The sequence below is a fragment of the Paenibacillus sp. 79R4 genome (assembly GCF_013393165.1).
Lineage (GTDB): Bacteria > Bacillota > Bacilli > Paenibacillales > Paenibacillaceae > Fontibacillus.
On the sequence record NZ_QJOT01000026.1, the window covers coordinates 1 to 11,973 of the forward strand.

Consider the following 11,973-nt stretch of genomic DNA (forward strand, 5'->3'; position numbering starts at 1 on the left):
CTAAGCGAAAATAGACCGCTTAACTCCTTGTTTTTTTACGAATATCTTCCTATTTCTTTGAAGAGGGTGTTCTAAGGTTTACTTTTGGGACACCCTCTTTTTGTCTAGCAGGCTTTGCCGCATATTAGCTATAGGCAGCAGCCTTTAACCAGAATCAGGCGCCCAGTATGACTTCCCATACCGGCTTCGTGTGTCCGCCAGGATACATCATATACAGCAGTACATATACAGCAACGCCGGTAATCGCCGTAAAAAACCAGATCACCGACGTTGTGCGTCCCCATTTACGATGCTTGGCATATTTTTCCTTGAATCCGAGTACTAACGTTGTAATCCCAAATACCGCCGCTACAGTTGCGAGAACAATATGGAAGATCAAGAAAATATGATAATACACCTTCAGATTATCCGGTCCTCCCCATGCTGTATTGCCGATAAATATCGTTCTGGACATATAAATGATGAAAAATAGCAATGCCGCAACCGCAGCCGCGATCATCGTCTTCTTATGCGCTTCTCGTCTCCCCTTAATAATCAGCGTCCAGCCGATCGCTACCAGCACAGCGCTAATTACGATGAACGCCGTACTGATCGTCGGAAATAATGTGTAAACGTCCATGATTTATCCTCCTGCTTGTTATATTTGTTTCAGCTCGCTTGAGGGAGCGTATTCTTCTGGCACAGGCACAGGTACAATCTCTTCATCTTCATTGCGGTTCTCCTGCCTGTACCAATGAAAGAACACATAGGCAAGCATCGAGGCGAAGATAATCTCCTGAATGAACTTCATCAAAATCCCGCCGACCTGCTGATCAACAACGGGTTCCAGATAACCGAAGAATTGTGGGCCGCCGAACTGGCTCAGCAGCATCGTTGTATCCCCAGGAATGCAATAGCCCATCGCCTTGGACCAGACGACCGGGTCACTGTACGTCGCATACAGGGGAGCCGTCGCGAAAATAATGAGTCCACACGCCGGTGTCAGAAGCACCATATTGAGAAAAATAAAGCCGACCTTCTTGACTCCCTTCCCCGCAGCCAGATCCGGCAGCGGATCCACTAGGGTCCACCACATTAGCACTGACGCAATAAACAACACGACATAATAGAGTCGGTGCACCCCAAAATGAAGCATGACGTAATCGTGAATCGCAGGGATGTGATAAAAAGAAAACAGCCCATTGAATACCAGCGCTGCAACGACAGGATGGGTGAAGAATTTGAGCATACGCAGCGGGCTCCTTCTGAGCCAAGATACAATTCCACGCCATACCCAGACAGGGATGCCAAGCATCAGAAGCGGCGGAGCGAGCAAATACGAAAGCGCCATGCTAATCATATGGAAGCTAAACATGATATGCCCGAGCAATTCTACCGGGCCACCCTGAGCCATATATAGCAAGGCCAGTCCAAGCAAGAACAGCAGCCTCCTGTTCAGAGATACCTTCTCCCCTTGGCCGTATTTCTCGCTAAGCGGTCCGATCAATATGAAGTATCCCGCCGTGATCAGCAGGACAAGCGCTAATACAATGGGACTCCACACCTGTGTAAATGTAAAATATTCTAATCCGAGCACACGAACCCCTCCTTCCTGGAGACTTCGATTCTGTCGATATGATGAACATTTTCACCCTTGTACCTGTCTGTAAACTTTCCACTAATACAAGTAAAAACGGTTCTCCCCCTGCCAGATGGGCGATATCCGTTTCCATTCACTATGTATGACATAAATCATACTCCCTCTATATTTATACATAAAAAGAGGGCTTGGAATCAAGCCCTCCTCATATTTGTTACCACCACATCCAGTATAACGCGGCGATAATCGCCAAGCCGGCAACGAAGAATCCACCGGCCATGAACAGAATGGGTATCATATGCCCTTTGTCCTTTAGATGCATCCAGTAGCCCAGCTGTACGAGCACCTGAAGCACAGCCATCACGAGCAAGAGCAGAACGGTAAAAGCCGTATTAACTCCACCCGCTGCAACGGAAGCGAAAGCGATCAAGGTTAGAACGATGGAGAAGATAAACGCAATGACATGCTTCTGCGGTCCTTCCTGGCGATGTCGATGTTTGATCGTTGTGCCGCCATTCGAATCGTGATTCGTCATGCTAACCTACCACCTTTCCAAGCAGGTATACTACGGTAAAGATAAATACCCACACGACGTCGATAAAGTGCCAATACATCGCGGACACATAAACTTTCGGTGCGGTTACCACGGTCAATCCCTTCTTGTATAACTGACCGATAATAACCGAAATCCATAAAATCCCGAACAGGACGTGCGCCCCGTGGAATCCGACTAGAGTATAAAAAGCGGAACTAAATGCGCTTGTCGTCATGCTATACCCTTCATGCATGTATTCCGAAAATTCATAGATTTCCAGCACCAGAAACGCCAGGCCAAGCAATACAGTAATACCCAGCCATTTCGCCAATGAACTGCGATTGCCACGGTGCAGCGCCTGAACTGCAAACACGCTGGTCAAGCTGCTGATTAACAGGATGAAGGTCGCTGCTGCTGTGATCGGCAGGCTGAACAATTCGCTGGCAGACGGACCGTCGGCCACTTGATTTCTAAGTGTTAAGAAGGTTGCGAACAGCGTGCCGAACAATACAGCCTCCCCACCCAGGAAGAGCCAGAAGCCAAGCACTTTATTGCGCCCCTCCAGCGTAGCTTTCTCCGGTTCATGGGGAAGGACGTTCGTCGCTTGCTCTGCGTGAGGTGTCGTCATGCTTTTACCCCCTTCTCATTCAATTCAGACGGTTCGATATGCCAGCCATGATCGTCATACAACGAGCGGACGAGCATACTTCCAAATGTAATCGCCAGGCCGATACCTGTAACGACATAGTTGCTGAAGATGAAGTTCATAAAGCTGCTGCCGAAATCATCGCTGGTGAACATAAATCCAAGGCCGGCGATGAACAGCCCCACTGACATAATAAACGGAAGAATCGTCGGCGAAGGCATATGGATGGAACCAACCGGTTCAGCCGGAGTCATCTCCTTATTGCCTGCCATCTTCTCTTTCCAAAATGCATCAAGTCCGCGAACAAGCGGGGTTTGCTTGAAATTGTACTCTGGAGGCGGTGAAGGTATTGTCCATTCCAGTGTACGTCCATCTTCCCAAGGATCATTCGAGGCATTTCTTGGCTTGGCAGCCGTGATTCCGATATTGATCAGGAATACGATGACTCCAACCCCCATCAAAAATGCGCCAATTGTACTGATCAGGTTCATCAGATCAAAGCCTTGGTTCGGCAAATAGGTAAATACCCGACGCTGCATACCGATCAACCCAAGGAAATGCTGTACGAAGAAAGTCATATGGAAGCCGATAATGAAGGTCCAGAACTCCAGCTTGCCCAGCTTCTCGCTAAGCATCCGGCCGAACATCTTAGGCCACCAATAGTGAAGACCCGCGAATAAACCAAGTACGAGACCGCCTACGATTACGTAGTGGAAGTGTGCAACAACAAAGTAAGTATCATGATATTGATAATCCGCCGGAGCTGATGCCAACATCACACCGGTAACTCCCCCCATAACGAAGGTCGGGATGAAGCCAACAGCGAACAGATTTGGTGTCGTAAAGCGGATTTGACCGCCCCACATTGTGAACAGCCAGTTGAAGATCTTGATTCCTGTCGGAACCGCGATCAACATCGTCGCGATGGAGAACAAGGCGTTAGCCACCGGTCCGAGTCCGGTCGTGAACATATGGTGAGCCCAGACCATGAAGCCGAGGAAGGCGATCAGAATCGTAGCGAACACCATCGAGCTGTATCCGAACAGACGTTTGCGCGAGAATGTACTTACCACCTCGGATATCATGCCGAAGGCCGGAAGAATCAGAATATACACTTCAGGGTGTCCGAAGATCCAGAAGATATGCTGCCAGAGTACCGGGTTGCCCCCGGCGCTGACATTGAAGAAGTTCGCTCCCAGAATTCGGTCAAACGTCAACAGTACAAGACCCACCGTCACTGCCGGGAAGGCAAACAGGATCATTGCTGATGTGACGAACGACGTCCAGGTGAACATCGGCATCCGCATATATGACATGCCCGGGGCACGCATGGTAATGATCGTCGCCAGGAAGTTGATCCCCCCGATCAAAGTACCCAAACCGGCAATCTGCAGGCCGATCGTATAGAAATCGACGCCATGCGTCAAGCTGTATTCCGTCGATGACAGCGGGGTATAAGCCGTCCATCCCGCATCGGGAGCCCCGCCTATAAACCAGCTGAGATTAAGCAGCAGGCCGCCGAACAGGAACGTCCAGAAGCCAAGGGCATTCAAGAACGGGAACGCTACGTCACGCGCACCGATCTGCAGCGGAATCACCGCGTTCATCAGTGCAAAAATGACGGGCATAACCCCGAGGAAAATCATCGTAGTACCGTGCATTGTAATCAATTCATTGAACTGCTGCGCCGTTACGAAATCATTCATCGGTTTCGCGAGCTGAACGCGAATCAACAGCGCTTCAATCCCGCCGATACCAAAGAACAGAGCACCAGCGACCAAATACAGAATAGCGATCTTCTTGTGATCGACTGTAGTCAGCCAGTCCATCAATCCCTTGTGCCGCTTAACAGTATGAGCGTGAGCCAAGGTTTGTACCCCCTTTAAGTTCCTTTGCCTTAGAATTGCCGTTCATGCCAGAAGTGGCATCGGATCAGTAAGATAATTTATAGTCAGCTAGGTACTGGGCGATCGCTTCGATCTGATCATCCGTCAGCCCTAAATCTTTAGGCGCCGGCATTTTATTGCCTGGCTTCACAGCTTGCGGATCCTCCAGCCATTCGACCAAATTATCCTTGACCGGTTTGCGATCCCCCGGTTTGCCTGAGGCCCCTTCATTCAGCAATATGCTAGCCACGCTCTCCCTGCTGCCGATACCCGTCAAGTTCGGTGCCGCCGGCCCTCCTTGATCGCCAACCGCATGACAGGTCAAGCATTGACTCTTGAACACTTCTGCAATTGCCGGGTCCTCCGGCAGCACAGCAGGAGCTTTCATCGCTTCGATCCAATTTTTGAACGAATCCTCGCTAACCGCCTTCACCTTGAACTCCATAAAAGCGTGGGACGGACCGCATAGTTCGGCGCATTTTCCGAGATATACGCCTTCTTTAGAAGCTTCCAACCAGGCCTTGTTAACCGTTCCGTCCGTATTGGTATCCGTCTTGCCCGCCAGAGATGGGACCCAGAAGGAATGCAGCACATCCGCCGTGCGCAGCTGCAAGGCAATCTTCTTGCCTGTCGGAATGATCAGATCCTGTGCCGTCGTTACGCCATAATCCGGATAAGAGAATTCCCACCAAAAGAGATGCGATGTCACATTAACCTTAACCGCATTTTTATCCTTGGAATAATCTTCACCAAAGGCAAATACCTTTTGAACCGTAGGTACCGCCAGAATCAATACAAGCAGCAAAGGGATGGCGGTCCACAGAACCTCCAGCTTAAAGCTCCCTTCTACCTGTTTAGGTACTTCATTCTGTCCTGGCTTGCGACGGAATCGGATCAGAACATAGGCAGCTATTCCGAATACGACGATCATCACCCCGATCATGATGGAAATCGCCAGCTTGATCAGTCCGAATTGTCCTTCTGCCACAGGCCCCTGCGGTCTAAGCGCAGATAAATCCTCGCGTCCGCATGCGGAGAGCAGGAGCGAAATGCCGAGGAACAGGGGGACAAGCCGTTTAAAAGCCTTTCCAGGTTTCATCATTTTGATCTACCCCACTTTACGTTTTCTCCCGATATGTACGAGTACAAAGATGTTGCATTTCCAGTAACAAGACACGACTTTTAGCACAATAGATGCACTCTTGTCAATTATAACAATCACCTATTAAATATATGATCGAACCCATCTTTTGTCAATGAATCGCAGACAGTTCACAAAATGTTCAAATATCCGAAAAAGTGCATTGTATCAATGTTTGTCAACGTTTGCAAACCAAAAAACAGGCCCTAAAGGCCCGTTCGTTTTATCCTTATTCGCGCTCCATCCCAGCGTTTGACGCAATTCTGTCATTTTTGACATTTCGTTTAACATTATTTGAACATTGTATTAAAAAAGAGAGCTGAGCTCTCTTTTCGCCAAATTTATTTTGTTAAAATGACCGGTCCATCTTCCAGAACTGCCAAAGTATGCTCGAAATGCGCACCCAGGGTTCCATCCGCTGATCGGATCGTCCAGCCGTCATTGTCCCACAGCACCGCTCCTGTATCTCCAAGCGTAAAGATCGGTTCAATTGTGAATACCATCCCCGGCTTAATGATCATGCCGCTATGCGCACGTCCAAAGTTCGGCACGTCCGGCGCTTCATGCATTTTCCGTCCAATCCCATGGCCGATCAGCGCCTTCACTATCCCCATATTTGCTTCTTCCGCACAGCGTCCCACCGCATGGCCGATATCTCCGATACGGTTCCCCGGCACGGCCTGGGCAATGCCGGCATAGAGAGCCTGCTCAGTCACTTCCATTAGCCGCTTGGCCTCGCCGCTAATTTTGCCAACCGGGTAGGTCCAGGCTGAATCAGCCAGCCACCCCTTCTTGTTCACGACCAGGTCGATCGTCACGATATCGCCTTCGCGCAGCTCCTTGTTGGTAGGAAAGCCGTGGCATACCACTTCATTGACCGACGCACAGGTGGCAAACGGGAATCCCCGATAGCCCTTCTGCTCCGGAGTAGCCCCCCTATCGGCCAAATATTCCTCCACAAAAGCATCGATCTCCAATGTTGTAATTCCGGGAGCAATGATTTCAGAAATTCTTTTATGACAATCAGCCAGAATCTCTCCCGCTTCCTTGATCCTTGCAATGTCCTCCTTCGATTTCAAGCCTACCTTCACGTCAAGGCACTTCCTTTCTGCCCAATAAAATAATGGAGTATTTGTATAGAAGCTCAAGGCTCTATACTTGTTATTGTATTTATATGTTTCGGAACAGAAGAAAAAAACGTCCCGGCTATTATCCGCCAGGACGATTATATTCAGGAGTTCCTGATTAAACACGTGATAGCCTTCCTGATATGTAGTATCAGGAAACCGACGAATCCAATTTATCCAACTCATTCTCAACAATAAGAGTTAGTTCTTCCTCATAGCCCCCCATTATCCGATACTTCCTGACATATTCCTTCACGAACTTCTTCGGATCCTTCGGCTTGAATATCCGGGTCATCTCCCGCAAGCTTTCCTTCACTTCATTATGACCTTTTGTAGCCATACTAATTCCCTCCCAGAACGCTTGAAATAAATGCCCCGATCATGAGAACTCTAAAAGCACGGTTGTAAAATCATGAAGTTATAAAGATTCTTTGCTCCCACCTTTGCGTAAGACACTGTAATTAGTGTGCCCCAATGAGATTCTCGTCAGATCAAGAACAGTGGAAAAAGCGTCTTGCAGTATACGTCAGCATCAACGCGGTGCAATGATTTGGAAAAAACCTCCTATCTATTCTATTGTAACATATTCAGCTTCATGTTTCAGCTTTCTTCCTAATACCTATTTTTAGCGTAAGTTCAAAAATTTCGGTTATAGCTCGAAATCCAGCGCAGCCAAGGCTCACATTTTCAACCGCCCCACTAAATAAAGCTAGAGGAACCTCTTTTTTGTGGATCATTTATTTATTTTACAATTGTAGGTTAATATAATGTAAGTCCCTTGTTAAAATATATTCAGGCCCGGCATATTATTAATACGTGTTCCAAAAAAAAGGCCATTTTCACCACAACTACCTCTATTAACATGCCAATCTTGGATCGGAGGAAAATAACCCATGAGCTCAAGAATGCCTAAAATCATCATTCTCTTTGCCAGCTATGGCGACGGGCATTATCGCGCCTCTCAAGCCATTGAGGCCTGCTTGCGGGCCAAGGGGATCAGTGAAGTCATCCTGCTGGATCTGATGGCCAAGTCCCACCCCTTGTTAAATGAGGTCACCAAATTCGTCTATATGCACAGCTATAAGTCATTGTCCTCTGTATATGGCTGGCTGTATAACTCTACCAAAGAATTACAGCCCGGAGACCCGCTCCATTCCTTGCTCCATTCCTTGGGAATCCGCAAGCTTCACCAGATTATCGAGCAATTTGAGCCTGACATCGTTATCCATACCTTCCCTCAGCTTACTATGCCCAGACTGCTCAAGAAGACCGGGAAATCTATTCCACTAATTAATATTATTACCGATTTTGATCTGCACGGCCGCTGGATTCATCCCGATGTCGATCGTTACTACGTAGCTACGGACGATCTGAAGCGGCAAATCGAATCGCGCGGCATTCCCGCTGAGCATATCCAGGTAACGGGCATCCCGATCCGTTCCAGCTTCTCTGAGGGCATGCAGCATTCCGCGCTTCAGGATATATTCGACACCGGCCACGCCATGAAAGATACAGGCTACCTCTATTCCGGCAAAAGGACCGTTCTGCTTATGGCCGGCGCTTACGGGGTAATGCAGGATATTCTTAACATCTGCGAACGGCTCCTTCGAGAAGAGAACATTCAGGTCATCGTGGTATGCGGCCGCAATACGGGCTTGTATAATGGGCTTAGAGCGGCTATGGGCAGTCATCCGGATTTATACTTATACGGCTATGTCACTCATGTCGCCACATTGATGAGAGCCAGCGATTGCATCGTAACCAAGCCCGGGGGGCTGACGCTAGCCGAAGCCATGGAATGCCGCCTGCCGATGTTTCTGTATCGCCCGGTGCCCGGTCAGGAGCTTAACAACGCCAAGTATCTCCAGGAGAAAGGGATAGCGCGCATCACGAACAGCCACAGACAACTCACCGCAGAGATTCTCTCTCTGCTGCATGATGAGAATCAGCTGTCCCTTGTCCGCCGCAAAATAGATGAGCTCCGCAAGCCAAAGGCCGCGGAGCTCATCGTAGACGATATATTAAATTTCTGGCACGATATCACCATCCGCCAGGAGGAATACTCTGTCATTTTGTAATCGCCCGTCCGAATCAAGGTTCTGTCCACCCCAGGCTCGTCATACATTTTATTGAGACAGGGACAGTCAGGTCGGGAAATGACAGCGAAGCATTTTACGATCAGCGCCTAACTTCCCTGCTAGCTCTTGGGAAGGAAGGTGCTTTTCTATGTCCCCGTTCAAATCATCTACCGGACTGTACGAGAACATAGCCGGGTTTCTCTGCTATTTATTCGCTTTTGTCGGCGGCGTTGTATTTCTCGTTATCGAGCGCAGAAGCAGATTTGTTCTCTTCCACGCGCTGCAATCGGTTATGCTCTTCGCAGGAATCATGATTGCCCATGCCGTAACCGGATTTATCCCATTTATCGGGCTTGTCGTTAACTTGCTTCTGACATTGCTCGGCGTCTTTCTGTGGATCATCCTGATGTTCACTGCCCTGCAAGGAAAATGGCTTAAGCTCCCTTGGATCGGTGAGCTCGCAGAGCGCCAGCTGAACCGGATGTAGAAACCGCCTGTTCTTTCATAACCATATGGATGAGGCAGTTAAGCCTGTAGCTAGTTCGTCTCTGCTTCCGTCTGGCTAGACGCTGCCTTATGTTTATGCCCGTTCAGGCCATTAAAGAGCAGGTTCATAATTATGGCTGTCACACTACCAGCGACAATACCGTTGTCAACCAGAATACGCAGCCAAGCGGGAAGACTCTCGAAAAGACCTGGCACCACGCTGACACCAAGGCCCATGCCTACGGAACACGCGATGATCAGCAAGTTCTCATGCCGGTTCAGATCGACCTGATCCCCCAGCATGCGGATGCCCGAGGAGAGCACCATGCCAAACAAGGCGATCATCGCTCCACCCAGTACCGAACTCGGTACAAGCTGAGTTAGGGCTGCGATCTTCGGCACGAAGCCGAGCAGAATCAGCAGGCCTCCGGCTACCACGATGACATCACGCGTCTTAACCCGGCTCATCTGGATCAGGCCAACGTTCTGCGAATAGGTGGTATATGGGAAGGAATTAAATATACCCCCCAGCATGATCGCCAAGCCTTCTGCGCGGTAGCCCTTGGTCAGATCCTCGGACTTGATGTCCTTATCCACGATTTTGCCCAATGCCATGAACACGCCTGTCGATTCAGCAACACTGACGATCGATACCAGGATCATGGTTAAAATGGCTGAGACGTGGAAGGTTGGACGCCCAAAATAGAAAGGCTGTACCATATGGAACCAGCTCGCCTCTTTAAGCGGTGCATAATCGACCGCACCAAACCATCCGGCGATAATAGTACCGGCAATCAAGCCGACCAATACAGAGATGGAACGCAGGAACCCTGTTGTAAATCGATTCAGCAGAATAATAAAAATAAATACTCCGAACCCGAGGGCCAGGTTAAGCGGACTGCCGAAATCAGGACTTGCCGCATCTCCTCCACCCAGGTCGGTAAGTGCAACCGGTATCAAGGTGACCCCGATAATGGTCACCACCGAACCGGTCACGACCGGAGGGAAGAACGCAATCAGCTTGCCGAATAAGCCGGAAAACAGAAAAATGAATAGGCCGGAGGCAATAATCGCCCCATAGATTGCTGATACGCCCAAGCCATCGCTCTGCCCGATTGCGATCATCGGCGACACCGCCTGGAAAGCACAGCCGAGCATGACCGGCAATCCGATGCCAAAAAAGCGATTACCCCATACCTGCAGCAATGTCGCTACACCGCAAGCCAACAGATCAATACAAATCAGGTAAGTTAATTGCTCATGACTAAATTCCAGCGCTCCGCCTACAATCAACGGTACGAGAACCGCTCCGGCATACATAGCTAATACATGCTGAATCCCCAAAGAAAACGTCTTGAAAGGATGTCTGTTTCTTTGAAAAATGCGTTCGTGATGTTCCATGATTTTTACTAGTTCCTCCCCAGGCTCAACTTATAGAGGCAGTTCATTTGGTGCTGAAAACCAAATCCATTGAACGCCTCATTTATATTTATAGGTTTATATGATGGCTGCTTCTTATCAGACAGCCAGACTTATCCTTAGACGAAGGTTACCGTCCCGTTCTCAAGCGAAGCGATACGCACTAACGAATCCACGCGATATCCCGCTTCCTCAAGCAATCTAGCCCCTGGCTGGAATGACTTCTCAATAACAATACCGATGCCAACCACGCTGGCTCCCGCCTGTTCAACCACACGCGCCAAGCCGAAAGCAGCCTCGCCGTTAGCCAGGAAATCGTCGATAATAAGCACGCGGTCATCCTTGTTCAGAAATTTCTTAGATACCGTGATCTCATTCGTCTCACGCTTCGTGAAGGAATATACTTTCTCCACCAAAATATCGTCTCTAAGGGTCAACGATTTATGCTTGCGGGCGAAGATCATCGGAACATCCAGTTCCAGCGCCGTCATAATGGCCGGAGCAATACCTGAGGATTCGATCGTAAGCACCTTTGTAATCTTCTCCCCCGCATATAAGCGGGCAAATTCAGCGCCCACCTCTCTCATCAGCACCGGGTCCATCTGGTGGTTCAAGAAGGAGTCTACCTTCAGCACCTGATCACTTAATACGATTCCCTCGGTCATCACTTTCTCTTTTAGCAAATTCATAGAACTTATCCCCCTTATAAGTGTTAGATAACTTGCGATGTAGAATTTGTTAGCCAAGCCGGATTGCCATTTGCCAATAAATTCTATATCAAAAAACAAAAAGAGAGCTCACTCCCCAACAGGAAAATGAACCCACGAAGAAAACGCCCTGACACCGAAGAGAACCTTGTCTGAGCCTCGCCCTCAGACAAAATCCGGTATAGAGCCTTCTCCCGTAGTCCGATCATTTCCGGTGATCAGGTAGAGACATGCAGGCCGATCCCTGCACTTATACGAGAAAATCTATGAAAAAACGACATTATACACAATGTTTGAAGTATAACGCAAACTATGCGAGGAAATAAAGAGGTATTTCGTGCCTTTAATGAATTTTTTTCAAATTGCTGC

At 48.8% G+C, this 11,973-nt stretch carries 12 protein-coding genes and 1 riboswitch; of the genes, 2 read left to right on the forward strand and 10 right to left on the reverse strand.

The genetic code is table 11. The features are described 5' to 3' along the window. Positions 1-154: 154 nt before the first annotated feature. From DMN77_RS22655 to DMN77_RS22690, 8 genes are all read right to left on the reverse strand, one after another. Complete coding sequence (locus DMN77_RS22655) at positions 155-619, reverse strand: DUF420 domain-containing protein (protein ID WP_179016368.1); 465 nt, start codon at positions 617-619, stop codon at positions 155-157. 18 nt (positions 620-637) lie between these two features. Further along, complete coding sequence (gene ctaG / locus DMN77_RS22660) at positions 638-1,576, reverse strand: cytochrome c oxidase assembly factor CtaG (protein WP_068779596.1); 939 nt, start codon at positions 1,574-1,576, stop codon at positions 638-640. A 217-nt stretch (positions 1,577-1,793) separates the two neighbouring features. Continuing rightward, on the reverse strand, positions 1,794-2,114 hold the full coding sequence (locus tag DMN77_RS22665) for a cytochrome C oxidase subunit IV family protein (RefSeq protein WP_068779595.1): 321 nt from the start codon (positions 2,112-2,114) through the stop codon (positions 1,794-1,796). Position 2,115: 1 nt separating this feature from the next. Next, complete coding sequence (locus DMN77_RS22670) at positions 2,116-2,742, reverse strand: cytochrome (ubi)quinol oxidase subunit III (protein ID WP_179016369.1); 627 nt, start codon at positions 2,740-2,742, stop codon at positions 2,116-2,118. After that, positions 2,739-4,589 carry a cytochrome c oxidase subunit I gene (gene ctaD / locus DMN77_RS22675; RefSeq protein ID WP_068779684.1) on the reverse strand — a complete coding sequence of 617 codons (1,851 nt, stop codon included), beginning with the start codon at positions 4,587-4,589 and terminating at the stop codon, positions 2,739-2,741. The genes DMN77_RS22670 and ctaD overlap by 4 nt, the downstream gene beginning before the upstream one ends. Before the next feature lie 103 nt (positions 4,590-4,692). After that, entirely contained in the window at positions 4,693-5,748 is a 1,056-nt protein-coding gene (coxB, locus tag DMN77_RS22680) for a cytochrome c oxidase subunit II (RefSeq protein ID WP_068779593.1), read from the reverse strand. Positions 5,749-6,128: 380 nt separating this feature from the next. Further along, on the reverse strand, positions 6,129-6,878 hold the full coding sequence (gene map / locus DMN77_RS22685) for a type I methionyl aminopeptidase (RefSeq protein ID WP_068779592.1): 750 nt from the start codon (positions 6,876-6,878) through the stop codon (positions 6,129-6,131). Between the two features lie 187 nt (positions 6,879-7,065). Further along, positions 7,066-7,254 (reverse strand): hypothetical protein, encoded by a 189-nt coding sequence (locus DMN77_RS22690; RefSeq protein WP_068779591.1) that lies wholly within the window; start codon positions 7,252-7,254, stop codon positions 7,066-7,068. Between the two features lie 553 nt (positions 7,255-7,807). Between DMN77_RS22690 and DMN77_RS22695 the strand changes: the two genes are divergently transcribed. Together DMN77_RS22695 and DMN77_RS22700 are read left to right on the forward strand one after the other, a co-directional pair. Then, on the forward strand, positions 7,808-8,992 hold the full coding sequence (locus DMN77_RS22695) for an MGDG synthase family glycosyltransferase (RefSeq protein ID WP_179016370.1): 1,185 nt from the start codon (positions 7,808-7,810) through the stop codon (positions 8,990-8,992). Positions 8,993-9,140: 148 nt separating this feature from the next. Beyond that, a complete protein-coding gene (locus DMN77_RS22700; protein ID WP_068779589.1) occupies positions 9,141-9,479 on the forward strand; it encodes a DUF4870 domain-containing protein in 339 nt (112 codons plus the stop codon). Between the two features lie 50 nt (positions 9,480-9,529). Here DMN77_RS22700 and DMN77_RS22705 read toward each other — a convergent pair whose 3' ends face one another. Next, entirely contained in the window at positions 9,530-10,879 is a 1,350-nt protein-coding gene (locus DMN77_RS22705) for a nucleobase:cation symporter-2 family protein (protein ID WP_068779588.1), read from the reverse strand. A 137-nt stretch (positions 10,880-11,016) separates the two neighbouring features. Further along, the gene (locus DMN77_RS22710) at positions 11,017-11,586 is read right to left on the reverse strand and encodes a xanthine phosphoribosyltransferase (RefSeq protein ID WP_179016371.1); all 570 of its coding nucleotides are present in this window, start codon (positions 11,584-11,586) and stop codon (positions 11,017-11,019) included. A 195-nt stretch (positions 11,587-11,781) separates the two neighbouring features. Further along, positions 11,782-11,882, reverse strand: a riboswitch (purine riboswitch). Between the last annotated feature and the right edge of the window lie 91 nt (positions 11,883-11,973).